Here is a 24,780-nt window from a genome sequence, read left to right as displayed (position 1 = left end):
CGGTCTGCCCCCGAAATAATTTTCAATCAATTCAACGACTTCCTGATTGCTTCTTGTCTTGGCTGATCCTTTCGCCGACCATAGCCCGGCGACCGACAGGCAGAAGACCAAGAACCATGATCACGATACGGGTCGGCGCGTCGCGGTGATCATCCGAAAATCGTCGAAATACATCACGCTGTCGGCCTTCGACCATACGCCGATCCTGCCGCTGATCGGCGCAGCCAACGTGTCCTCGAGATACAGCTTGCCGTCGAGGTAACCCTTCACGCTGACACCGTTCACTTCGAGTTTAAGGTCGTGCCATCGACCGGTGTCCGTGGGGGTATTGCGGATCCATTTGACGGGGCTACGCACGCCATGCACGTATTTGAAAAGCACGAGATTGTTCTCGAGACAGTTCGCCCGCAGAACCAGATAGTCGCCGTTCGGCTTCAGATTAAAGACGATGCCGGCACCCTGGTCGATTCGTCCCGCGATGCCCTTGAAGCGCAGTGAAATCTCGCCATCGCGAAAATCATCGATACGCTTCACGACGGCGATCGGGAAGTAGGCGTATGCCGTGACGTTGTCCAGGAACTCCGCGTACCGTTCGCCGTACAGCGCCCGTGCTTTGTCCGCCAGACCGGCTGATGGCTGCCCCCTTTGCCACTTGCTGCCATCGACGGTCAACACCTTGCGGTTGCCGTCTGCGCCGATCCGCCAGTTGCCCACGGCGGCAATGAAATTGACCGGCTCGGCACCCACTGTTTCCGCAGCAAGATCGATTGACACGGATTGGGCCGGTACTTGATCTTCCGCCGTGACGGCTGGCGCGACGACCATGCCCAGCGTGCATGCCAAGGCTATTGCGTGGAGCTTCATGACTGTTTCTCCCTCGGTTGCGACTGGCCGGATCGACGTGGCGCAGGTGCAGCGCCTCGTGTTCGCCACCAGCCATACAGAATCAGTCCCGGCAACGCGCCGTAAAACCACCACGCGGCCGCGGCCGGTTCTGCGACAAGCGGATATCCCGGATAGATCGTCACCGCTCCCGGTTTCACGGTCACATCGGCCAGACCGTAGAGGATCGGCAGAATCTCGCGCGGACTGTTCGAACGGCTCTCCTCGTGCTTGCCCGCATATTCATAGACGATCACACCGTAGCGGTCGTCGCCCGATGCACCGAACGGCCCGGCCTTCACCGATGCATACCGGATCGTGAGCCGAGGTACTGCGCGGCGCAGTTTCGCGAGCACATCACTTTCCATCTCGCGCGCCCGACTGTCGTCGGGGGACAGATATAGCGTGATCGCCAGAGGCGCCATTATCTTGCGCAAGGCCGCTTCATCCTCAGGATCAAATGAATTACGCTGGTCCTCACTGAGTTCGACGTACCACCTGGTCTCACCGGCACCAGCAACGAGCAGCGCGGCGGCAAACAGCATCGCGATACTGATTGCGAGCTTCGCCCGCAGGCGGGTTCCGGGCGGTAGCCAGACAACGCTCAGGGCCAGCAAGGCAAGGCTGAATGTCAGCGTTCGAAGCGCCCCCGCAGAAGCAAAGAGGCCGTGCTCGAATTCGCGCAGCGTCGCGGTGAGCGAAAGCGGCGCCAATTTCGCGAGCCACCCGACTTGCCCGGACGCGGCAAAATCCAGCACCCAGGAGCCAATCGTGAACGCGAGCGTGACGATTGCACCGGTCGCGATCGACTCCGTGACGGCCGCAGCAAAAAACGCGATCGCGGTGACCGCCAGTCCGTACAGCGCATGCCCGAATAGCAGACCCGCCACTTCCGGGCCGTACAGATGGCCGCCCAGCAGCCGCCACGCTGCGACTGCCGAAGCGGCCGGAAGCAACACGATGAGCCACACCAGACCGACCGCCAGCACTTTCGTGGCCACCAGGGTGGGGACACGGACCGGTGACTGGAGGGCCAGCTTCAGGGCGCCGCTTTGCTTCTCCTGACCGACGGCGCGGATCGCGACAAACGGAAACAGCAGGGTCACAACCAGATAGAACCCGCCGAAGGTTGGCACCAGGATGCCGTCGAGCGGTGTCATGCCGCGCGCCAGCTCAGCGGATTGAAGCGCCGATCGGCTCGCTTCGCCGAACAGGCTCACAGCCTGAATGAAGCTATAACCAACCAGCGGCGACAGAATGAGCAGGAGGATCCATAACGCGCGCGAGGTCAGCAGATTGCGTACCTCGTTGCGAAATAGCGCCGGAAGTATCGCGGCGGTCGAGCGAGGATCAGGTGAGCGCAAGGAACACCTCCTCGAGGCCACAGCCATCGACACCTGCCAGTTCCCGCAACGTTTCCAGCGTCCCTTCGCCCAGGACACGGCCACCGGACAGGAGCAGGAGCCGGTCGCACAGGCGCTCCGCATCGACAAGCTGATGAATCGCGACGAGCAAGGCACGCCCCGCTCGCACTTCGTCGCGCAGCAAGGCCATCACCGCCTGCGTCTGGCGCAGGTCAAGGCCATCGAATGGCTCATCCAGACACAACAATGGCTGCGGCGACAGCATCCCGATGGCGAGCAGCAGACGGCGCCGGTAGCCCTTGGATAGCGTGGTACCACGCCTGGCCAGCATCTCGTCGAGCGCCAGTTGCCGGACCACGTCATGTAGCCGCGAAACGGATGCGCGAAAGGTCTCGCGGTAGAACCCAAGCACGGTCCCGACCGTTTGCTCGCCGTATGGCAACACGCCGTCCGGCACGTAGAACAGCCGCTCCTTGCGGTGCGCCGGGGGCAGCGCACTTCCCCGCCCACTTCACCGTGCCACGGTCGACGGGGAGCAAGCCCGCGAGGCATTCCATCAGGGTGGTTTTGCCGGAACCGTTTGGGCCAATGATGCCGAGGATTTCATGCTCGTCGACAGTGAAGCCAACGTCAGCCAGCGCGGCAGTCTGGCCGAAATGCTTCGCGAGCGCGGTGACTTCCAGCAGCGCGTGGCTGGCCGCGCTGCTGGAACGGCGCTCGTCGTGGAACGATAGCGAGCCCATGATGGACCTCATCTGGCTAACGTACCGTGATCGACCGGTAGTCCGGCGGTTATCAGGCGACCATTACAACAGCCCGCCACCGCCGGTTGAGCATGATTATTTCTCGACGCCGGCCTGAGCGACCAGCGCGCCTTTGACCGCTTTGGCGAGATCCACGGCCTTGCCCTTGCCCCAGTAGTGGAGAAACAGGACGCGCGGCGTCTCGCCCGTCATATGCTCATGAATCGCGACGATGTTGATGCCGGATGCGCGCATGCTTTTCAGCACGGTCTGCAATTCACTTTCACGCATCGCGAAATCGCCGTCGACCACGGCTTCGTCGTCGGTACCGGCGAATGCCGCCCACGTGTTCACCCCCATCTCGTTGCCGACCGACACGCCGTGCATGCTGATCGGCTTGCCGATGGAAACCTTGAACATGCCGCTGTTCGTCTGGCCCTTCCTGCCGAGAATCGCCTCGAGGGGAGCCGAGGTAATGCTGCTGGCGTCCGCAATCCGTCCAGGGAACGCATTTGCCGGTTCGGCGTGCGCAGCGCGTACCTCGGCGATCCTGTCGTAAATCTTCCGGACGCCTTCGGCGAGGGTTTTCGCGTCGCCGCTCCCCCCGATATGCATGAAGTAGACCCGCGGGTGATCGAAGAAGAAGTGATTGTGCAGCGCGGTCACTTCGAGCCCCGCATCGAGCGCCGCGCTCATCGCCGGATTGACTTCATCGTCGAACAACACGGTGTCGCCCATCATCATGGTCTGTCCATGATGACCCGGCGTAAACGCGGCCCACGACGTCAGCCCCATGAACGGCGGCATGGTCCAGTTGTCGACCTGAATCTTGATGTCGTTGCGCGGCTTGGTCACCTTGAAGACGTTCTCGTCTTTGGAAAATGTCCCTTTCAGGCCAGTGACCTGCTCGATGCTGGTGGTGTCCATGGCGGGCGAACCGGCCGCTGCGCTGGCATTTACCGCAACGAGCGCAAACAGGGAGGCGAGGACGGTTCGACGAAAAAGCGATCTTTTTAGCATTAGCATTCCTGATAAAAGTAAGGGATCTCAGTTCATCTGAGGCGGCCAGTTGTGCTTCTCTGCCTGGCAGAGCTGGCACCAGGCATATAAGGCGTCGTACATCACCATGCCGTGCCGGAGCATCTCATGGTCGTCTGAAAAGGTTTGTGACAGCCCGAGCGAAATCGCGAACAACCCGGGTGACTGGGGCGTCAGATCGAGGCGCGACGTGTCCGCGCCTCGAATGATGGTCGCAAGCTGATGCAGCGCTGAGTCCTCCAGACCGTATTTCTTCAGAAACGCATCGAAACTGCACAGATCGTCGACATGCGATAGTTCGACGCCTGGGATGTCGTAGGGAATCGCACCGGTCTCCTCGGCCACCCGCAGCACGTCCCGGTTGGGCACGTAGAGAAATTCCGGCTGCTTGTCGATAAACCGGGCGATGAGCCACGGGCAGGCAATGCGGTCGATCTTCGGCCGTTCACGGGTAACCCATTTCATGATGGACTCCTTGTCCTGAGGGGTGAAATACCGAATTTCCAGTCAGTCATCGTCTTCTTCGTCGTCACCCGCGCGCGTGGCCATCAGCGCACCATCCTCGGCGACGACGAATTTCTGCTCCTGGCCGTTCTGCAGGACCGACGCCCGATAGAACGTCTTCCCGTTCCGGGTCAGTTTCTCGATTTCCTTGACGCTGCCGCCCTGCGATTGCCGATCGATCGTTGCTTTCACCGCGGCGGGTACCTGCGCAATCGCAACCGTTTCGCCGGGTTGCTTTTCGAACGGGCTCTTTTCGCATCCCACCAGTGCAATGCACAGCGCGACGAGCGAGGTAGCAGACAGGAATCTGAATAGTGGTTTCATAACCTACTCCTTGCGGGGCTTAACTTGCCCCTGGTTCGCGCCGGAACGTACGGCCGCCACCTGTTGAATACCGGCAACGCACGCTCCGGCAAAGCCATTCATCGAATTACCCGATCATGTGAATGACGATCCCGGCGACGCAGCATCCCGCAAGCGTGGTCATCATGCCGAGCTTGAAGCGGAACAGCGCCACCATGGCTGCTGCCGAAAGGACTAGAGACCAAAGATCGAGACTCGACAGCACGGGAATCTGCAGCGTCATGCCCAATGCCTGTTTGACGTCCACCTGCGCAAACAGCGTATGAATCGCAAACCAGATCGCCAGATTCAGGATCACGCCGACCACGGCTGCCATGATGGTCGAGAGCACGGCATTCAGCGCCTTGTTGTGGCGCAGCGCCTCGACATACGGCGCACCGATGAAAATGAACAGAAACGACGGTGCAAAGGTTGCCCACTTGGCGAGGATGCCGCCGAGCGTGCCGGCAATCGCCGGGTCCAGCGCGCCGGGTTGCCGAAACGCCGCCATGAAGCCGACGAACTGCACGACGCTGATGAGCGGCCCTGGCGTCGTCTCGGCCATGCCCAGACCGGCGAGCATCTCGCCGGGGGCGAGCCAGTGATAGTGATCGACGGCCTGTTGTGCAACGTAGGTCAGGATTGCATAGGCGCCGCCGAAGGTGAGCACCGCCATCTTGCTGAAGAAGGTGGCGATGTGCGTGAACACGCTGTCCGGTCCGATCGTCGCCAGAAAGGCAAACAGCGGCCCGAGCCAGAGCAGCAGGCCGATCGCTGTCACCTTCAGCGCACGGGCATGCGACGGCCGCACGTGTTCGGGAATCTCCACGGCGAACGCGGCGTCAATGGCGGGCAGCGGGCCGTCGTCGTGCTCGGTCTCGCGTTGTGCGGCAGTGCCACGCGGCGACATGGCGCCGGTCGCGCGGCCAATGAGGCCGACTGCTGCCGCCGCGACGATGATGGCCGGGAACGGTACCGCGAAAAAGAAGATCGCGATGAACGATAGCGCCGCGACGGCGACCATCGTGCGGGTTTTCAACGCACGCCGGCCGACGCGCACCACCGCCTCCAGGACGACCGCAAGCACGGCTGCCTTCAGGCCGAAGAACAAGGCCTGAACGTAACCGACGTCTCCATAGGTCGCGTAGATCCAGCTCAGGACGCCAAGCGCGACGAGACCGGGCAGGATGAACAGGATGCTGGCCACGAGGCCGCCGCGTGTCCGGTGCAGCAGCCAGCCGACGTAAACCGCGAGTTTGTGAGCTTCCGGGCCGGGTACGAGCGTGCAATAGTTCAGCGCATGGAGAAAGCGCGTTTCGCTGATCCAGCGCTTTTCCTCGACCAGGATCCGGTGCATCACGGCGATCTGCCCCGCGGGGCCGCCAAAACTGAGCGCGGCAACGCGAACCCACACCCAGAATGCCTCACGGAACGAGACGCCATGCCGTTCATGCGCGGGGGCTTCAAAAACCGGAACATCGGATCGCGGCGGCCCAACAGAATTCATTTCCATCGAATTGATTGATTGGATTAGTTGATCGGTGATGTGCAGCGCGACGCTCAGCCGCTCACTGAAGCGAAGCGGTCTGCGACGTTTGTCCAGTTGATGTTCTCCATGAACGCGTCCACGTACGCTGCCGCCTTCGCACCGAAATCGATGTGATAGGAATGCTCGTACATGTCCAGCGCGAGAACGGGCGCGCCGTCCGCGAGCGTATGGGTGTGGTCGGACGCCCACTGGTTGACGAGTCGGCCGAGCCTCGGCGACCACGTGAGCAGCACCCAGCCGGAACCGCCGCCGAGCGCCTTGCCCATCGCGGAAAACTCCGCCGCCCAGCGCTCGACGCTGCCGAAATCGCGCGTGAGTGCCGCTTCGAGATCGCCGGCCGGCTTGCCGCTGGCGCCAAGACAGTCGAAGTAGATCTCATGCAGGATCACGGAATTCGCAGCGATGAGTTCTTCACGCTTGAGTCCGTTGACGACGAAGACGGGCGCACTGGCTACGTCGACGCTGGCAAGTTGCGCAGTGATCGCGTTCAGGCGTTTCACGGCGCCGCCGTAGTTGTTCTCGTAGTGACTGACGATGAGCTTTTCCGACAGACCTGCCAGCCGGGAGGGATCGCAGGCAAGCTGTTTCATCTCGCAGTTCATGGGTACCTCCTTTCAAGTTAAACGTGATTGCGTCTTTTCAACGCCCTGAGCGGGGCTCGCCGGATTCCTTGAGTTTCCGGGAAAGCCAGTAGTCGATCGACCATCGGCCGCTGCCCACATCCAGGAATTCGCCGAGAAGCAGCGCAACGCCGAAATACATCGCGCCATAGCCCCAGTCGCCGTGAGGTACGATCACGCCGTTCATGGCGTCTCGTAACCAGGGGAACGAGTTCGCAGAATTGGCGAGCGCTCGCACGGCGAAAATGACCACAGTTGGATAAGCGGCCAATCTGGCACCGAGTCCTGCGACGAAGCTCAGTCCGGCGAGAATCTCAATGGCGCGAAGCGCCTTGCCGAGGGCAGCCGAACTGAACGACAGCGCCGAAAGATCGGCAACGCGGAAGGCGAACAGGTGCTGGATACTTCCGTCGATCGGGAAAAGCAGGAGGACGGCTAATGCCAGCCTGGTTGGCACGATCCATTGCGCGCCGCTCGTGTTGACGGTGGCAAGTAATGTCGATTTGAGCTGAAGCCGCATGACCGTTTCCATTGCCTTTGGTCAATCAACGCGGCCCGTGCAGTACTCGCCCGGTCCAGAAGACGCAAGCAACCGCAGCGGTGGTGTTGTGCAGAACGATCCAAGGTATTGCCACGATCACTTTCCTCACAAGTTGCACGCACGCGCAGTCAAATGGCGTGCGAATGAATAAGCGGATACGCGACGAGGCCGATCAGCGCCGCGGCCGTGACGATCACCGGTTCCTGCAGCTTCTTGAAACGCCAGAGCAGCACGACCGTTGCAAGTGCGAGGATGGCGGTCGGGATGTCGACGATCGAGCGCTTCGCGATCACGAGAACCGAGCCCGTGATCGCGCCGATCGCCGCCGCCGTGATGCCGTCGACGAACGCCTTGACGTCGGGACGGTGGCCGTACTTCTTGACGTAGGGTGCAGGGATCACGGTGAACAGATAGCAAGGCAGGAACGTGCCGAGCGCGGCAACGAGCGCGCCCGAAAAGCCCGCGACCAGATACCCGATGAAGCCGACCGTAATCACGACCGGGCCGGGCGTGATCATCGCGACGGCCACGGCATCGACGAACTGCTTGTCGTTTAGCCAGTGATGTTCGGTGACGACACCGCCATACAGGAACGGCACGATCGCAAGGCCGGACCCGAAGACGAACGCGCCGGCCTTGGTAAAGAAGATGCCGATCTGCGTGAGCACGGAGAGGTCGACGCCGCTCAGCAGGTTGCTCGCGATCGGCAGGTTGGCGGCCGCAATCGCGTTCAGGCCGCCCCTGTTTAGCCACTTGGGCGGTGCCCGCCAGAACCAGCAAATCAATCCGGCGACGATGAAGAGCCACGCGATTTCCGACTCCGTGATGAACGTCACGGCCGCGAGCGTCAGAAAGATTGTCCAAAGCAGTTTGTCCTTGCCGATGGTCTTCGTCGTGAGCTTGTACGCGCTCATCGCGATGATGCCGACCACCGCGGCCCCGACGCCGTAGAACACGGCCTGCATCCACGACAGCCCGCCGAAGTGCGCATACGCGAAGCCGAGCGCGACCACCATCAGGAACGACGGCAGTACGAACGCAAAGCCGACGAGCGTGGCACCAAGGAGCCGGTAGTGAACGAAACCGAGATAGATCGCGAGCTGCGCCGCCATCGGACCCGGTGCCATCTGGGCCAGCGTCATTCCTTCCTTGTAGTCCGCTTCCGTGATCCAGCCGCGCTGATCGACGAGATCGCGGCGCATGTAGCCGGCGAGAGCGACCGGGCCGCCGAAGCCGAGCGCGCCGAGGCGCAGCATGTAGCCGACCAGTTGGCCCAATGAATAGGTCGGCGCGTTTGTCGCTACCGTCGTGGTCATGACCGTCCCCCGGTTTCGTTCTTTCCGTTCGAGGCGAAGTGCGCATACAGCGAGTCGAGCACCGCGCCCATCTGTTCGAGCAACTGATCGTCGTTTTCCGCGCGTCGGCGCGTGCCGGCCATCACGGCCTCGAAGCCGACCGTTTCGGGTGCGGCGGGACCGCCCACGTCGAGTGCGTGCACGATCTCGCCGAGCCGTACTAACGCCTGATCCTTGTCGAGCCCAAAACTTGCCAGCAGTACCTCGAACGTCACACGTTCGCCGACATGGGTGAACGCCGCGCCGTCGAAGTCGAAGCCGAGCGCGTCCGGCGGGCAGTCGCCGGGGGACGCGAGCCAGACGAAGCGGGCGTCGGCGTCGATGAAGCGGCGGATCAGCCATGCGCTGGCGACGCGGTCGACCCACATGCGCTCGCGCGTCGCCCATGTGCGGCCCTGATACGCGTCGCATGACAGCAGGCGGATGACTCGCTCCGCGGGATGCGGCTCTCCGGGCGACAGCACGGTGTCGACGAGCGCGGTTAAGTCCTGCAACGCGACCTCGGCGCGCGTCGCCGCGTCGCCGGGAAAATAGTCGGTCGCGACGAGCGCCTCATAGTCCTTGCGCAAACGTCGCAACAGCCGGGTCAGGTCGGTCGCAGATTGGCCGGAGACCGTCTTGCGCGCGTCCGCCAGCGAATTGATGAACGTCGCGTAGTCGTCGCTGCGATCGAACAGTGCGCGGAATTCCGCTTCCTGCGACGCATCGAGGCTGGGCGCCCGCAGGAGATGCGCAGTGCCGCCGCTGTCGGCAATCGCGACGGCCAACTCGCGCAGCATCTGCTCGCGTTCTTCCGTGTGGGGTAACAGATAAATGCCGTCGCGCAGCACCGCCGCGCCCTTTGCCTTGAGCGCGCGCCAGAAACGCATCCGGGCCGTTGCGTTTTCCGTGGGCAGGGTCAGAACAAGGAGCGACCATGTCGAAATTGATGTCATGTCACGTATGCTACTGGCATGTAGCGAAATCTACAAGTAGAATCCATGGCAACCGCTGCAAACGAGTCAGTGGCGACCCGCCGTGTGCCGGCCTCGCCCTCTAGACGATGATTGGCGGCAACGAGAACTATCCATGTACGGTGGATACGAAAACAGGAAATGTCGCCCATGCAAATATCTGATGAACGTGCACGCCTGTCCCGATCGGGCGTCTCGCACGGCCGCATCGCTGCATCGCTTGTCCGAAGCCGACGATTGTTTTTGCGTGTGAATTCGAACGACGCAGTGAAAGTTGGCGAGACAGCCCCGTTCGCGATGGTGCGAAAGCGATGGATGTCGCCGTTGACTCTGGCGTTGGCGTTGTTTGCCATCGGATCGAGCGAGGCCATCGCGCAGAATGCCTCGTTCAAGCTGCTGAGCGCCGCGCAAATTCGCGCCAAGCTGACCAACAAGTACGTCTCCGACAACGCGCACTGGCTGCATCACTATCTACCGGACGGGCGTCTTGTCTTGGTGGAAAGGGGGCGAGAAAAAACCGGGCGTTGGTTCGTCAGGAACGGTCAACTATGCCTGGTACGGTCCGAGAGAATATCGGAACCAGAATGCCTCGATATTTATGCTCAGGGGCGTGAGGTCGAGTATCGCGACAAGGGGCAAGTCATTGCCGCTGGCAGTATCCGAAGCAGTCCGGACCGGAGCCATTGATTGGTGATCGCGGCTGGCAGGAGTATACGTCGCCCGTCCCGGCAATCACAGCAACTGACGCGCGCGGTTAGTACCAGCGATTCCGCATATCGATTGGCCTGAACTAAGTCTCAATTGTGTCTCGTATGCCTTACTTTGAACTATAGGAGTGCAAAATCATGACGACCGCAATCGCAGTATCTTCGCGCGATCTGCTGGCAGCACTGGAAAGTAACCAGCCACCGCAGATTGTTGACGTAAGGCGAAAGTCCGCATTCAATGAGAGCGGGAAAATAATCATCGGCGCGTCATGGTATGCCCCTGAAGACGTCGGTAACTGGATGGGTGATCTCGAGCAATCTCGTACGGTAGTTGTGTACTGCGCCCACGGTCAAGAACGAAGTCAAATGTGCGCAGCCACGCTTGCGCAGTTAGGCTTCGCTGCCAGTTACCTGGAGGGGGGCTTTGCACAGTGGCTTGCTGACGGCCTTCCCGTCACTTCCCACACCCCAGGCAATCCATCATGAGACGGACAGCATCACCCACCCATCGTCAATAAGTCATTTTATCTCTCATATGACGGCAAAAAAGCGGCAGAGCTAAAAATGGAGAAATTGTGAGATCGATGGCACCCCAATCCGTTTCAACGAACTGTCAATATCGGAATCTGATAGCATGGAATATATATCGAACGACAATTCGGGATCACTTCTCACAGGGCGATCCGCGTTTGATTGGTTTTACGCCATACTGATAGTCGGCGGCGCAGTATTTGCCCTGATGCGCTATCACGAATACATGAATGTGTATGAGGAAACAATTCTGATTTTGACCGCCCCCACGTCTATCTTGCTGGGCTGGCATTGGAAAGCGGCACGATGGACGTTGATGCTCATCGCTATTCTCTCGCTTTCAGCGATTCTTCTTTATGCAGGTGACAGTTCTCACAGTGCAAGCAATTTCTTTCTCAAGTACCTGCTTTCAAGCCCCACTGCGATATTGTGGATGTGCACGTTATTTTTCCTGTCGACCGCTTTTTTCTGGGGCGGGCTTGTGTTCAAATCCGAACTGGGTTTCAGCCTCGGAAGCAAGCTATGCTGGAGTGCGACCGTTCTCGGTTCAGCGGGACTGATGGTTCGTTGGTACGAATCGTACCTGCTCGGCCCGGACATCGGACACATCCCGGTGTCCAACTTGTACGAAGTCTTTGTTTTGTTCAGCCTCATCACGGCGATGCTCTATCTTTACTACGAAGAGCGATATGAGACTCGCGCGGTCGGTCCATTCGTTTTGTTGGTGATATCGGCGTCTATCGGATTTTTGCTGTGGTATACATTTTCACGTCAAGCAGATCAGATTGAGCCTTTGGTGCCCGCGCTGCAAAGCTGGTGGATGAAGATTCACGTGCCAGCCAATTTTATTGGCTATGGAGGATTTGCATTGGCTTCCATGGTGGCCGTCAGTTATCTGTTGAAGGACCGAGGACTCATTGTTGACCGGCTTCCCAGCTTGGAACTGCTGGACGACGTGATGTATAAGTCAATCGCGCTTGGCTTCTTGTTCTTCACGATTGCGACAATTCTGGGGGCTTTATGGGCGGTCGATGCGTGGGGTGGGTATTGGAGCTGGGACCCGAAGGAGACGTGGGCATTGATCGTTTGGCTTAACTACGCCGCATGGCTCCACCTTCGTCTGGTGAAGGGTTTGCGCGGCCGGATCGCGGCCTGGTGGGCACTTGGTGGGCTATTGGTCACGACTTTCGCCTTCCTTGGGGTCAATATGTTTCTTGCCGGCCTGCACTCCTATGGTCGACTATAGCGATCCCAGCGAAGGGCGCAATGAGATGCTGATCTCGGTGTGGCCCTCCTCTTGGTCGAGGTGTTGGACGTCGGCAGCGGTCGATGGTCCGTCGATTGCTGAGTTCCAAGGAAATGCGACACGAGCCGCGAGTCGTCCAGCTATGCGTTTTCCGAGCTGGGAATAAAACGGACGGCTCTGCGGTATTGCTCTTGAAACCAGCTCTGGAGGCCCACCGGGCGAACCGGCGGTTTACCTCCGGATTCCATTCGAGAGGTCACCATGTCGTCAGATCTTCCTTCCCGGCCGTCGCGCCGCAGCGCCTTGAAATGCCTCGCCTTCGGTGGTGCGGGCACCCTGTTTGTCCTGTCCGGAGGCGTCCTCACGCCCGTGGAATTAGCGCTCGCCGCCAGTAGCAAGGACAAGGCGGCGGCCTCGGTCGTGCCGCTGTTCCTGCAGATCAGCGACTCGCATATTGGCTTCAACAAGGAAGCCAATCCAGACGTCGCAGGTACACTCAAACAGACGATTGATTACGTCAACGCCATGCCGATCAAGCCGGCGCTGGCGATTCATACGGGCGATATCACCCATCTTTCAAAGCCGGAAGAGTTCGACCTCGCGGCCCAATTGTTGTCGGGGCTCAATCCAATCACCGAGTTGCATACCGTGCCCGGCGAACACGATGTGACAGACGGACCGCAGGGCGAATACTTCAAACGCTTCGGCAAAGCCTCGGACAACCGGGGCTATTACAGCTTCGACCACAATGGCGTGCACTTCATCGGGCTCGTCAACGTGCTGCATTTCGCGCCAAACGCGCTGGGCAGTCTGGGCGAGGACCAGCTTTCCTGGCTGGAAAGCGACTTGAAAGCGCGTTCGTCCAGCACGCCGATCGTCGTCTTTGCCCACATGCCGATGTGGACGATTTACGCCCCGTGGGGTTGGGGCACCGGCGATGCTGGCCAGGCGATGAGCTATCTGAAGCGGTTCGGCTCGGTCACCGTCCTGAATGGACATATCCATCAGATCGTTTCCAAGGTGGAGGGGAATGTCACGTTCCATACCGCGCGCTCGACCGCCTTTCCGATACCAACGGCCGGCAATGGTCCTGGACCCGTCCCGCTGACAGTGGCGAGCGATCAGCTCCCCAGGATGCTGGGCGTGACCAGCATCAAGATCTCGCGCCACCCGCTGGCGGCGACGGTTTCCGACACGACCCTCGCCTGACTTCGAATATCGCTCACTCAACAAGGATTCAAGCCGTTCGATCCGCTGCGCGATGGTATGCCTCCTGAGGACATCGGCAACTGAATGAGCAATCTCGACAAATCACGTCCTGTGGCCGTGTAGTGCGCGCACGGTGAGCAGCGAAGTCAAATGTGTACAGTGATGCTTGCGCAGTCGGGCTTCATTGCGCGCTACCTGAACGGAGACATTGCACTGTGGATCACTGATGGCTTCCGGATCGCTGCTCACGATCCGGAAACTTCGTCATGAAACGAAGTGCCGCCTGTCGCCAACGGTCCCGTCCCGTCACCCACATCACGAGCGAGATGCCGCAAAGTTCCAAGCGGATTGGGTGGCGGGAACAGGGACCGCCAATGAACGCCCCCAATTAGCCGTAATATACGTAACTTCATAACGGCGTATGGGGGATGGAGATGGGGCGCAAGCTGCTTGCCTGCTGCGCGATGTTGGCGGGAGTGTTGATCGCAAAAACCAGTGTCGCCTACGAAGGTACCGTCGATGTGCTCTATGCAGGCTCCCTCGTCAACGTGATGGAGCGCAGCGTCGGTCCCGCATTCGAAAAGGACACAGGCCTGCGATTCCACGGGTACGCGGCCGGATCGAACAAGATTGCCAACGAGATCAAGGGCAAGCTGCGGCGCGGCGACGTGTTCATCAGCGCGAGCCCGAAGGTCAACGATGGTCTGATGGGGGCCGCAAACGGTGATCACGTGACGTGGTACGTGAACTTTGCCGAGTCGCCGTTGTTGATCGGCTATAACTCGCGGAGCCACTTTGCGGGGGAATTCAAGTCGAAACGGTGGGATCAGGTGCTGCGGGAGCCGGGCATTCGCATCGGTCGGACGGACCCGAAGCTCGATCCCAAAGGTGCATTTACCGTCGACATGATGAAGAAGGCCGCGGACTTCTACCATCAGCCGGATCTCGTCGAAAAGACGCTTGGCGCACCGGAGAATCCCGAACAGGTGCTGCCCGAGGAGACACTGGTCGGCCGTCTGCAGTCGGGCCAGCTCGACGCTGGATTCTTTTACTCGACGGAAACGTCTGATCTGAAGATTCCTGCAGTACGGCCGGCGCCCGAGCTGCAGGCAAAGGCGCGTTACACACTGACCATCCTCGGAGATGCGCCCAACCCGGCCGGTGCAGCCCGGTTCGTCGATTTCCTGTTGAGCGCAAAGGGGCGCGCGCTGCTCAAGGAGCACGGCGTCGACGTGGTCAAACCGACGGTCGCCGGCAACGCGCAGGCGGTGCCGCCGTCGCTGCAGGCTGTCATCGACGCGGCACAATGAAGCGTTCAACGGCGCGGCCCCTCGTCGCGCTCGCGGGGTTGCTCGCGGTGTATCTGTGCGCGCCTTTCGTCGCGAGCATTCCACAGATCGGGCAAGCCGACTGGGCCGGCGTCGACTGGGGCACGACCTGGTCGGCGGTTGCCGTTTCGGCTGGCAGTGCGAGTGTCGCCGCGCTACTCATTCTGGTCGGTGGCGTGCCGCTCGGGTACTGGCTGGCGCGGTCATCTTCCCGGGCGATGGCGCTGCTCGGCTTTGTCGTGCAATTGCCGCTTGCGTTGCCGCCGTTGACGAGCGGGGTGCTGCTGCTCTTTCTGGTGGGCCCTTACAGCTGGGTCGGCCGCGTGACAGGTGGGGCACTCACCGACTCGTTCGCAGGCATCGTGCTCGCGGAAACGTTCGTCGCCGCGCCCTTCCTGATCGTTGCGGCCCGCTCGGCGTTTGCTTCGATCGACCCGGTGTTCGAAGACGTCGCCGCCACGCTCGGGCATCACGCGGGCAATCGGTTCTTTCGGGTTGCGTTGCCTGCGGCATGGCCCGCGATCCGCGCCGGCCTCGCGCTTGCCTGGTTACGCGCGTTCGGTGAGTTCGGTGCGACGGTGATGGTCGCCTATCACCCCTATTCATTGCCCGTGTACACCTATGTCGTATTTGGCGGGCAGGGACTGCCGGCGATGATGCCGCTGTTGCTGCCCACGCTGGCCATTGCCGTCATCTGCGCCATGTTGTCGGTATACAGCCGCGGCGCGCGGATCGACGCGGCGGCGCCCCCCGTCAATGGTGACGAACCACCATTTGCACCGCCGCGTGCCGTGATCGCTGACGCTTTACCGAACCCGTGCCTCGCCGTTCAACTGACGAAGCGCCTCGGCACGTTCAGTCTCGATCTCAATTGGACCCCATCCACGAAGCGGCTCGCAATCATCGGACCATCGGGTTCCGGCAAGTCACTCGCATTGCGGCTGATCGCGGGACTCGAGCAAAATGAAGGCGGTACAGTCATGCTCGGCCAGCTGGATCTCGGCGCGTTGCCGCCCGAGCGACGGCAGATCGGCTATACGCCGCAGGACTACGGGCTGTTCCCGCACATGACTGTGGCTCAGCAGTTGGCGTTTCCGGTCGATGCCGATGCGGCGAGCGCACGTTACTGGGTGGACCACCTCGGCCTGACGGCGCTGCTGAATCGATTGCCGCACCAGTTGTCGTTTGGCCAGCGCCAACGCGTCGCAGTCGCTCGGGCGCTGACGCGCCACAGTCACCTGCTGCTTTTCGACGAACCGTTTTCGGCGCTCGACACGCCTCGCCGTCGCCGACTGCAACGATCGCTCAGGGAGCTTCAGCGAGAGATTTCCGCCGTGACGATCATTGTTACGCACGACCCGGACGAGGCTTCGCTGCTCGCCGATGAAGTGCTCGTCATTGATCAGGGCCGGGTCCTTCAGACCGGCGCAATCGAGCAGGTATTCAAGCAACCGGCAAGCATGCGCGTCGCGGAATTGCTCGGCCTGAGAAACGTCGGCAGCGGCGTGATTCATGCCCCCGGGCTGATCCGGGTGAACGACGAATTGTTCATCGAGACCGCCAACCGATCGATCGGCGTGAGGCAGCGCGTCATGTGGCGTGTGGCCGCCCGCGCGATTCGCCCAGTCGGCGGACCGGGATCGTTCGAGGCGGTCGTCGACTCGATCGAGCTACGCAACGGCGAGCGCTTCGCACGTGTCGAAATCGCCCGTGTTCACTTCGACCTTGCAATCGGGGATAGCAGCCTAGTCGAGCGACATGCTTGCCATTTTGCGGTGGATCCGGACGGCGTCTCAGTTTGGATTGTGGGGTCCGAAGCGACATGAACGCACCGCGCATCTCGCATTCGTGGTCCCCAGATATCCATCATTGGCACCAGCATGGATGCTTTGCCTATATCCTATCCAGGAGGATAGGATATAATTCGCAACCTCGACGTCGCACCATCGCGATCGACGCACACATTCGTCGTCGCTATCTCTCTTGGAAGTGGGGCAACCGTGACCATCCACGCATCACACCCGGACATCATCAAGCGGCTCAAACGTGCCGAAGGACACCTGAAAAGCGTGATCGCCATGCTCGAGGAAGGCCGCCCCTGCGTGGAAGTCGCGCAGCAACTTCAGGCGGTTGAGAGCGCGGTCGGTAATGCAAAGCAGGCGCTCGTTCGCGACCACATCGATCACTGCATCGACCACGCCATTCATGAAGGCGGTTCGGCAGACGCGGCGCTGACCGAGCTGAAGGCAATTACCAAATACCTGTAAGAGTCCGCCATGACGGAATTTTCCACGCTTCTTCAGCAAGGCGCGTCCAACGCCTGGCTGTTCATTCCCAGCGCGATCCTGCTGGGTGCCTTGCACGGCCTCGAGCCGGGCCACTCGAAAACGATGATGGCGGCATTCATCGTCGCGATCCGCGGGACCGTCGGTCAGGCAGTGCTGCTCGGGTTGTCCGCGACGATTTCGCACACTGCTGTCGTATGGGCCGTCGCGCTGGCCGGGATGTACTTCGGGCGCAACTGGAATGCCGAGACCAGCGAACCCTACTTCCAGGTCGCGTCGGCGGTACTGATCGTCGGCGTTGCCGCGTGGATGATCTGGCGGACCTGGCGTCAGCAGCGACTCGCACACGCTCACGATCATCACGACCATGACCACCACGATCACGGCGATGAAGCCAAGCTGATCGATACCGGGCATGGCGTCGTGCGTCTCGAAGTGTTCGAGGACGGCGTGCCGCCTCGCTTCCGTCTGTATCGACAAGGCCGGCACAGTCACGTGTGGAGCTCCGATGAGGTCCGGATCGAAACCGAACGTCAGGACGGCAGCCGGCAGGCCTTCACGTTCAGGATGGGAGACGGATTCGTGGAATCGGTGCAGGAGATTCCGGAGCCGCACGAGTTTCTTGCTCGACTGAGTCTCGGCCATGGCAACCACAGCCATGACTATGACGTCGAGTTCGTCGAGCACGGTCACCATCACCACGCCGGCGCCGACCAAGACGGGCTCAACATATCGGACGCCGGCTATCAGGATGCGCACGAACTCGCGCACGCCAACGATATTCGTCGGCGGTTTGCCAACCGCGAAGTCACGACGGGTCAAATCGTGATGTTCGGGCTGACAGGCGGGCTGATTCCGTGCCCCGCGTCCATCACGGTGTTGCTGCTCTGCCTGCAACTCAAGAAGATCGCGCTCGGTGCCACGCTGGTGCTGTGCTTCAGTATCGGGCTGGCGCTGACGATGGTCGTCTCGGGGACGTTGGCTGCGATCAGCTTGAAGCACGTGTCGAAGCGCTGGAGCGGGTTCGGCGATTTCGCGCGGAAGGCGCCGTACTTCTCTGGCGCGCTGATCATGCTCGTTGGGCTGTTTGTCGGTTATCAAGGCGTCGTCGCCTTGGGTTGATTTCGGCGTAGACGACCTCGTTCAGGCTGCTCAAGATCGGCTTTCAGTTTTCGTGCATGCCGGCACTCTCACATAGTCGCCTATCCGAAACCTGACAAGCCCGATTTCCGCGGCCGATTCGTTGGACGGCACACGACAACGCTACGAATATGTCATATTCGGCCCGCGATTGTCCGTCACCAAATTTCTCGCTATGCTGCACAGCCCGTCTTCCGCTTCGGGATGCGCACGATGGACCACTGGCGCCTCGCCTACCTCGGCGTGCGGCACTTCCCGCATGAGTTGACTGAGTTCGAGCTCAACACCTTCTTCACGTTCTCCGCCCGCGAGCGCGCCCTGATCGACGGCCGCCGCTCGCATCTTTACCGCCTGGCGGTCGCGCTCCACCTAGGCTTCGTGCGGATGACCGGCCGCACGCTCGATGCTTACAAACAGGTTCCAAATCGTTTGTGGCAGCATCTCGGCGAGCAACTCGGCATCGACTCGCCGGATCTGGGGACGTTGCGCGCACTGTACGATGACCGCACCGACACGCTCGCCGATCACCAGAGGCTTGCCTACGATGCGCTCGGATTCAAGCCCATGGCCGAGCACCAGCGGCGCTACGTCGTGCGCTGGCTTAAGGAACGGCTGTCGGGCCGGCAGGATCGCAGCACGGCGCTGTTCGACCTCAAGCAATGGCTTTACGAGCACCGGGTCCTGATCGTTCACGACCGCGCACTGCAGCAACTGATCGTGCAGGCAGTGCAGGACGTCGAAGCCGCGCTAATCCACCGTCTCGAGGTAGCGTTCGGCGCCGCGGCGCTCGATCAATGGGGCATGTTGTTGCCGCGACCGGAATCGGGCGGAGCCAGCCTACAGCAGTGGGTCTGGTCCGTGCCATTACGGAACTCGACGAATCAGATGGGCGAGTTGTTTCGAAAGATCGAGCGCCTGACCAAGCTCGGTGTACATCGTGACTGGCCAGTCGAGTGCAACGAAGCGACGGTGCGACACTACGCGCGACGCTGCGCGAACCGTCCGCCGTCGGTGAGCAAGCGCATCCGTCAGCCTGTCCGTCAGCTTGAGGCCGCATGCTTCATGCGTTACGCGCTCTGCGTCGCCACGGATCAGCTGCTGTGGATGCTTGCCCGCTGGCAGCGCAAGATGGTCAATGAAGCCGGCCGCAAGGTCGACGCAACGCGCCCGGACCTGAAAGCGCAACTGCGCGAATTTGCGACGGCCGTGAAAGCGCTCGCGACCGACGCCACCCTGGCGCACGACGCGCTAGTCGCGCGTCTAGTGCAACTGGCCGACACGACGCTCGCCCAAAGCGGCCCGAGCCGCGCGAGCCTGGTGCGCGCGCAATTGCTGACCAAACAACGCGTCGCCCGCGCGATGCTGGCGAAGTTGTTGACGCTGCCGTTCGCGTCGCAAACCCCGCATCCCGTCATTGACGCGCTGGAGGTACTGCGAACGATCTACGTTTGCGGCGAACGTGAACTGCCGGCGGATGTATCCGTGCCGGTCGGGCGCGCCTGGCAACGGACCGTGGCCGGCGAGGACCGCGTGCAGGCACTGCTTGCGTTCGAATGGGCGACCTTGTCCGCGTTGCGGGTCGCGCTGCGCAACGGCTCAGTCTTCGTCGAGCACAGTTTCGCGTTCCGCAGCCAGGCCACGCTGCTGATTCCCGACGACACCTGGAAGGCGCAGCGCAACCACTTTTATGGTCATCTGAAACTGTCGCAGGACCCCAAAGAGTATATCGAGCCGATTTGCGCGCACCTGAGCGAGGGCCTTGAACGGTTGACGCAAGCCGTGTCGCGTGGTGAGGTTCGGGTCGACACGGCGATCCACCTCGATCCCGCCTCGGCGCAGCGGGCCGAACCTGCTGTCGAAGCGCTGCGCCGCGCGATCTTCAATGTTCATCCGGACGGCCAGTTGCCGCGCATCCTCCTGGAGATCGATAGCGAGACGCGGTTCAGTTGGTTGCTGCTGGGCCGCGAACCTCGTGCGCGCAGCGAGCTACTGATGGTCTACGCGGCCGTGCTCGCGCACGGCACGTCGATGTCGGCCGCCGAAGTCGCGCGCATGGTGCCGGAATTGTCGGCCGGCGCGATCCGTCAGATGATGCATCGCGTCGCCGACGAGCGCGTGCTGCGAGAGGCGGCAGATGCCGTGCTTGGTTTCATGCACCGCCACCCGATCGCAGCGCACTGGGGGCGCGCGGATCTCGCGTCGTCCGACATGATGTCGCTCGAGACGACCCGTACGGTCTGGCAGGCACGTGCCGATCCGCGGCGGCGCACGGCGTCGATCGGCGTCTACACCCACGTGCGCGATCGGTGGGGTATCTTCTACGACCAGCCGATCGTGCTGAACGAGCGGCAGGCCGGCGTGGCCATCGAAGGCGCCATCCGCCAGGAAGGCACCGACGACGTCTCTCAGTTGGCCGTCGACACGCACGGATATACGGATTTCGGGATGGCGGTGGCCCGCGGGTTGGGATTCGATCTGTGCCCGCGGCTGGCGCATTTGCGTGACCGGCGTTTGCATGTTCCGGTCAGCATGAGCGTGCCCGAAGCGCTGGCCGCCGTCGTCGATCGCGACGTCCAACTGGAAGCCATCGAGGTAATCTGGGATGACTTCGTGCGGCTGGTGGCCTCGATCCAAAGCGGGCACTGTACGGCCGTGCAGGCGCTGACGCGGTTCGGGGCTGCCGCACGCGGCCTGCCGTTGTACGACGGCGGCGTCGCGCTGGGACGTTTGTTCCGGTCGATCTACCTGATCGACTATTTCACGCTGCCGGCGTTCCGTGCCGAACTGCAGCATGTGCTCAATCGCGGCGAAGCGGTGCACACCGTGCAGCGTGCGATTCATCAGGGCAAGATTCCCGTCGAGCTCACGCGGCACCGCCATACGCTCATGGCCGTGTCGTCGTCGTTGAGTTTGCTGACCAATTCCGTGCTGGCGTGGAACACGATGCACATGCAGCAGGCGATCGAACGCATCGAGACACTCGGACAAACGCCAGTGCTACCCGACTATCTGCGGCGCATCGCGCCGACGTATCTGGAAGGCATCAACCTGCGCGGCACGTTCGAATTCCCGGTCGCTGACTACGCGCATCGCCTGATGCCCAGTCTTGCGATCGGCATGCCGATGGCGGGACGCGAGGCACGCGGATGAAATTGGCAGGAGTCCGCGTAAATGGTCGGGGCATAATACGCGGCTCCTGTCTTTTGCTATGCCGCCATGAGTCGAAAGTCCGCCCGGCGTTCGGGACACCGTCCGTTGAGCAAAGAAATGTTGTTGCCGCTCCCGCTCGCACGGACCCGCGCGTTGTCGCTCGAACATCATCTCGCGCTGGCCACCATCGCAAAGGGCCATGCCAATGTCGACTTGATGGTCTGCTTGCTGAAGGCCGTCTATACGGCGTTCTATCTGCGCAAGGAAACGCCGGCGACCGGTGACGATGCCGAATTCCAGCGCGCGGAAGCTGCGCTGGCTCGGTGCATCGCGCGCGCCGAGCGCGGTGAAACCTGGGTCATGCTCGATCGAGACAAAGTCGTGATCGAGCGGATCCTGGTGCTTCACGACGAGCAACTGGCGAGCATACCGACGCATTGTTACCTGACGGCGCTCGACAAACTGAATCGCTTCGCCGTAGAAGGATTGCAATCGCCGATTCCTCCGTTGGCGACCGAACCCTAATCGGTATCGAACGCGCGATCAACGAACGCGCGCAACTGCGACAGATCCGTTTTTGCGTAGCCGGCCGTGGTCTGAATCGACGCATGGCCGAGCAGTGCCTGCGCGGCCGGCAGCGGCACCTGCCGGTCGACGACCAGCGTGCGGGCATAGGCATGGCGCAACCAGTGCGGCGACGCCCGCCGCAACGTGGCGGCACTCGGCGGATCGGTCGGGTCGAGTCGCGCGGCCGCCGCCCGAAAGATCGCCTTGACCTCGTCATACAGCCCCGAACTCTGCAGCGTCCCGCCCTTGAGGCCATGCACCAGCGCCACGTGTTCGCTTGGTTCCGGCTGCTCAGGCAGTCCCCGCAACCGTCGATAGGTTTGCAGACGCGAGACGCAACCCGCGGGCAACGGAATCGCTCGCGGTTTCTGTCCTTTGCCGCACACGTGCAAGGTCCAGCATCCATTGGAGTCGACGTCGAGTACGGGTAGTTGTCGTGCGTCGGACCAGGCCAACTCGACCAGCCGTACGCCCGCAAAGCGGTACAGGCTCCAGATCGCCCGGCGTCGCGCCGCGATCAGCGGCTCGACGTCGCGATCGACCGCGTCAACCTCGGCATCGCAAGCGCCCAACTGCGCAGCTGACAGCATGCGGGTCGGGGCGAAACCGGCATGCCGCCGTTGTCCTCGCACCAGGCCAGCGGCCGGGTTCGCCGTCAGGTAACCGGTTTCGGTCCAGTACTGGAACAGGCTGGCGACGACCGCGAGCGCTCGAGCCTGTGTCGCCTCGGACAGTCGGCCTTCAGGTTGCGCATCGTCAGCAACGTCCTGCGAAGGACGGTGCAGCATGCGTTTGTATTCGAGCAAATCGTGTCGCGTCAGGTCGGACAACGGCCCGAGCTCGTGCGCGATGCACCACGCCGCAAGGCGGCGAATCTCGGTCAGGTAGGCGCGTGCCGTATGGGGCGACCGACTGGCCCGGTCGCGCAGGAACAGCGCGGTCGCCTGGGCGTCATCGCCGACGCCGAGCGTGTTGGTTGCGCTCGCGACGGCGGCAAAGCGCCCCGCGCGCGCGAACCATGGCCGTAACGCAAGCGGGACGCCGCCAACCAGCGGCGCCGACTCCCGAAACCACTCACCGCTCGTGATCGCCAGTAATGCCACCTCGCCGAACTTGAAGCGCCGCCCATGCGCGTGCAGCACGCGTGTCAGCACGGCTTCGGATGCCGGCGCGTCGTCGACCGACACGACCCGTGCGCGACCGCGATCCCAGTATTCGACCGCGGTCGACTGATCGAGCAATAGCCGCATCACGGCCGGCTTTGCGACCTTCGCATCGGCGAGCGACGGAAAGCGCCGCTTGACGAGCGTCAGCGTCCAGCGCAGATAGACGACTTGGCCGAGCACATCGCTCACGTAAGCGATGGCGGCATCGAGACCGTTGGGCAGACGCTGCGGTGGCGTCGCACCGGTATCGATCCAGTCGGCGAAGTTCATGAGAGGTCAGCGATCGGGCAAGCGGCGGGCCGGGTCATTTTCCCTTGCGCTTCGTCGATGCGCTACCCGTGGCGCGTTTTGCCGTTGCAAGGCCTGCGCGGGCGGTCTGCGCTGGTTTCGGCGCGATGTCGCGCAGCAGGTCGCCGAGCTGGGCGTGTTGCTGCGCATTGACCGCTTTCAGCGCCAGTGCCTCGCCGACCGCTTGTTGGCGCGCCTCGCGTTCACGCACGACCTCGCTGTCGAGCCGATCGCGTTCGCCTTCCAGCGCAGCGATCCGGCGCTCGGCGAATTTCAGTTGCGTCACCGCATGCGTGTGCTCTTTTTTCAGCGCCTCGCGCTGATGCGCGGTTTCCTGCAGCAATTGCTTCGACAGCGCTTCATACCGGTGCTGGGCGGCCTCGAGCGCGGTCGTGTGTGCGTGGTCCCGGGAAGCCTGCTCGGTTGTCAGCGCGTCGAGGGCGACCTGACGCTCGTCGGCTTGCGCTTCAAGGGAGGCGCAGCGGTCCCGCTGCACTCCGTGTTGGGCGCGCAGATCGGCCAGCTCGGCGTCGCGCGTGACGAGCGTCGTGCGGAGGGTCTGGACTTCCTGCCGGAGCAATTCGACGCGCAGCTCGGCATCGGTACGGGCCGCTTCGGCTGCGACGACGTTGGCGTCGGCCGCCTGTTTAAGCCGGACGACGTCATCGAGCTGCACCGCGACGGCGGTCTGCCAAAGTGCGCGCATGAGATCGGCAATGTCGGGCGGCAGATCCGGAATGGCGACTTCAGTCAGTCCTGCTCGGACGACCTCCGCCTCGATCGCATTCAGCGCGCGGGCGAGCGTCGCGGGGTCGCCCGCGCCGAGGCGCGCGCGAAGCTTGCGGACCGACACGATCTGGCGAAAGCGGGTCCCGCTGGCCGGCGCGGCGTCGCCGGCCTCGGCGAGCATCGCGAGCACGGCGGTGCGGATCTGATCGGCGGTGACGGCGGCTGGGCGGGACATGACGGACTAATCGAGTCAAATTGGCTCAATTATTCCACATATATCTAACGTTAGATAACCCCTTTTAGGACGATATAAAGATAGTGATCCAAGATAATTTTCATTATCGCTGCTATGCAGACCCGACCGCGCCGGCGAATGCATGTCTACGCCCGCCGGGGCTCGGCGAAGAGGTGTTGAGGAGGAGCAGAAAGACCAGTCAGGAAGCGGCTGATTTTATTGATTATTATTTTGGGGGCGGAGCGCTAACCCTTGTCGCAGCTAGGTGGACCTACACCGGTAAACTGCATGAAAATCAAGGGGACCCC

26 protein-coding genes are annotated in these 24,780 nt (G+C 61.9%); 12 read left to right on the top strand and 14 right to left on the bottom strand.

Annotated elements, in window-relative coordinates:
* Positions 1-120: 120 nt before the first annotated feature.
* Genes L810_RS28660 through L810_RS49800 form a run of 4 tightly spaced genes read right to left on the bottom strand, consistent with a single transcriptional unit; the run spans position 121 to position 2,836 of the window.
* Positions 121-864, bottom strand: coding sequence for a hypothetical protein (locus L810_RS28660; RefSeq protein ID WP_011875849.1), 744 nt, complete (start codon positions 862-864; stop codon positions 121-123).
* A complete protein-coding gene (locus L810_RS28655) occupies positions 861-2,246 on the bottom strand; it encodes an ABC transporter permease (protein WP_011875850.1) in 1,386 nt (461 codons plus the stop codon). Before L810_RS28655 ends, L810_RS28660 begins: the two co-directional genes overlap by 4 nt.
* Positions 2,233-2,703: an ATP-binding cassette domain-containing protein gene (locus L810_RS48760; RefSeq protein WP_250638372.1), complete on the bottom strand. Its 471-nt coding sequence runs from the start codon at positions 2,701-2,703 to the stop codon at positions 2,233-2,235. The genes L810_RS28655 and L810_RS48760 overlap by 14 nt, the downstream gene beginning before the upstream one ends.
* Positions 2,606-2,836, bottom strand: a complete 231-nt coding sequence (locus L810_RS49800) for an ATP-binding cassette domain-containing protein (protein WP_250638373.1) — start codon at positions 2,834-2,836, stop codon at positions 2,606-2,608. Before L810_RS49800 ends, L810_RS48760 begins: the two co-directional genes overlap by 98 nt.
* A gap of 15 nt (positions 2,837-2,851) precedes the next feature.
* Here L810_RS49800 and L810_RS49285 point away from each other — a divergent pair, with 15 nt between their 5' ends.
* Positions 2,852-2,980 carry a hypothetical protein gene (locus tag L810_RS49285; protein ID WP_257009001.1) on the top strand — a complete coding sequence of 43 codons (129 nt, stop codon included), beginning with the start codon at positions 2,852-2,854 and terminating at the stop codon, positions 2,978-2,980.
* 105 nt (positions 2,981-3,085) lie between these two features.
* Here L810_RS49285 and L810_RS28645 read toward each other — a convergent pair whose 3' ends face one another.
* From L810_RS28645 to L810_RS28610, 8 genes are all read right to left on the bottom strand, one after another.
* Positions 3,086-3,916 (bottom strand): DUF1259 domain-containing protein, encoded by an 831-nt coding sequence (locus L810_RS28645; protein ID WP_226206371.1) that lies wholly within the window; start codon positions 3,914-3,916, stop codon positions 3,086-3,088.
* Between the two features lie 120 nt (positions 3,917-4,036).
* A complete protein-coding gene (locus L810_RS28640) occupies positions 4,037-4,492 on the bottom strand; it encodes a chromate resistance protein ChrB domain-containing protein (RefSeq protein ID WP_011875852.1) in 456 nt (151 codons plus the stop codon).
* Between the two features lie 42 nt (positions 4,493-4,534).
* Positions 4,535-4,855: a hypothetical protein gene (locus L810_RS28635; protein WP_011875853.1), complete on the bottom strand. Its 321-nt coding sequence runs from the start codon at positions 4,853-4,855 to the stop codon at positions 4,535-4,537.
* Positions 4,856-4,961: 106 nt separating this feature from the next.
* Complete coding sequence (chrA, locus tag L810_RS28630) at positions 4,962-6,386, bottom strand: chromate efflux transporter (protein ID WP_218921744.1); 1,425 nt, start codon at positions 6,384-6,386, stop codon at positions 4,962-4,964.
* Between the two features lie 47 nt (positions 6,387-6,433).
* Positions 6,434-7,024: a superoxide dismutase gene (locus L810_RS28625; RefSeq protein ID WP_011875855.1), complete on the bottom strand. Its 591-nt coding sequence runs from the start codon at positions 7,022-7,024 to the stop codon at positions 6,434-6,436.
* Positions 7,025-7,061: 37 nt separating this feature from the next.
* Positions 7,062-7,562, bottom strand: a complete 501-nt coding sequence (locus L810_RS28620; RefSeq protein ID WP_021161751.1) for a hypothetical protein — start codon at positions 7,560-7,562, stop codon at positions 7,062-7,064.
* Between the two features lie 149 nt (positions 7,563-7,711).
* Positions 7,712-8,899, bottom strand: coding sequence for a chromate transporter (locus L810_RS28615; RefSeq protein ID WP_011875857.1), 1,188 nt, complete (start codon positions 8,897-8,899; stop codon positions 7,712-7,714).
* Positions 8,896-9,873, bottom strand: coding sequence for a chromate resistance protein ChrB domain-containing protein (locus L810_RS28610; protein WP_011875858.1), 978 nt, complete (start codon positions 9,871-9,873; stop codon positions 8,896-8,898). The genes L810_RS28615 and L810_RS28610 overlap by 4 nt, the downstream gene beginning before the upstream one ends.
* A gap of 168 nt (positions 9,874-10,041) precedes the next feature.
* Between L810_RS28610 and L810_RS28605 the strand changes: the two genes are divergently transcribed.
* The 10 genes from L810_RS28605 to L810_RS28565 all read left to right on the top strand — a co-directional run bounded on the left by L810_RS28605 (position 10,042) and on the right by L810_RS28565 (position 22,012).
* On the top strand, positions 10,042-10,578 hold the full coding sequence (locus L810_RS28605; RefSeq protein ID WP_021161749.1) for a hypothetical protein: 537 nt from the start codon (positions 10,042-10,044) through the stop codon (positions 10,576-10,578).
* Positions 10,579-10,736: 158 nt separating this feature from the next.
* Entirely contained in the window at positions 10,737-11,084 is a 348-nt protein-coding gene (gene chrE / locus L810_RS45795) for a rhodanese family chromate resistance protein ChrE (protein WP_011875860.1), read from the top strand.
* 148 nt (positions 11,085-11,232) lie between these two features.
* A complete protein-coding gene (gene ccsB / locus L810_RS28600) occupies positions 11,233-12,375 on the top strand; it encodes a c-type cytochrome biogenesis protein CcsB (protein ID WP_011875861.1) in 1,143 nt (380 codons plus the stop codon).
* Positions 12,376-12,636: 261 nt separating this feature from the next.
* Positions 12,637-13,584: a metallophosphoesterase family protein gene (locus L810_RS28595; protein WP_011875862.1), complete on the top strand. Its 948-nt coding sequence runs from the start codon at positions 12,637-12,639 to the stop codon at positions 13,582-13,584.
* Between the two features lie 434 nt (positions 13,585-14,018).
* Positions 14,019-14,894, top strand: a complete 876-nt coding sequence (locus L810_RS28590; RefSeq protein WP_011875863.1) for an extracellular solute-binding protein — start codon at positions 14,019-14,021, stop codon at positions 14,892-14,894.
* Positions 14,891-16,738: an ABC transporter ATP-binding protein/permease gene (locus L810_RS28585; RefSeq protein ID WP_011876036.1), complete on the top strand. Its 1,848-nt coding sequence runs from the start codon at positions 14,891-14,893 to the stop codon at positions 16,736-16,738. The genes L810_RS28590 and L810_RS28585 overlap by 4 nt, the downstream gene beginning before the upstream one ends.
* A gap of 174 nt (positions 16,739-16,912) precedes the next feature.
* Positions 16,913-17,179: a metal-sensing transcriptional repressor gene (locus L810_RS28580; protein ID WP_011875866.1), complete on the top strand. Its 267-nt coding sequence runs from the start codon at positions 16,913-16,915 to the stop codon at positions 17,177-17,179.
* A gap of 9 nt (positions 17,180-17,188) precedes the next feature.
* Complete coding sequence (locus L810_RS28575; protein ID WP_021161746.1) at positions 17,189-18,319, top strand: nickel/cobalt efflux protein RcnA; 1,131 nt, start codon at positions 17,189-17,191, stop codon at positions 18,317-18,319.
* A gap of 231 nt (positions 18,320-18,550) precedes the next feature.
* Positions 18,551-21,487, top strand: a complete 2,937-nt coding sequence (locus tag L810_RS28570) for a Tn3 family transposase (protein ID WP_011875868.1) — start codon at positions 18,551-18,553, stop codon at positions 21,485-21,487.
* Between the two features lie 105 nt (positions 21,488-21,592).
* Entirely contained in the window at positions 21,593-22,012 is a 420-nt protein-coding gene (locus tag L810_RS28565) for a hypothetical protein (protein WP_306415730.1), read from the top strand.
* On the opposite strand, the gene L810_RS28560 is transcribed toward L810_RS28565, so the two are convergent.
* A complete protein-coding gene (locus tag L810_RS28560; protein ID WP_011875870.1) occupies positions 22,009-23,490 on the bottom strand; it encodes a tyrosine-type recombinase/integrase in 1,482 nt (493 codons plus the stop codon). The genes L810_RS28565 and L810_RS28560 overlap by 4 nt on opposite strands.
* Positions 23,491-23,524: 34 nt before the next feature.
* Positions 23,525-24,472: a DNA-binding protein gene (locus L810_RS28555; protein ID WP_011875871.1), complete on the bottom strand. Its 948-nt coding sequence runs from the start codon at positions 24,470-24,472 to the stop codon at positions 23,525-23,527.
* 83 nt (positions 24,473-24,555) lie between these two features.
* Here L810_RS28555 and L810_RS48750 point away from each other — a divergent pair.
* Positions 24,556-24,780: hypothetical protein (locus L810_RS48750; RefSeq protein ID WP_081712919.1), on the top strand; the 225-nt coding region annotated here is incomplete at its 3' end.

Origin of the sequence: Burkholderia sp. AU4i, assembly GCF_000466765.1 — a bacterium.
Lineage (GTDB): Bacteria > Pseudomonadota > Gammaproteobacteria > Burkholderiales > Burkholderiaceae > Burkholderia > Burkholderia cepacia.
The sequence above is the reverse complement of the archived record's forward strand: the minus strand, read 5'-3'. Positions and strand labels throughout refer to the sequence as shown.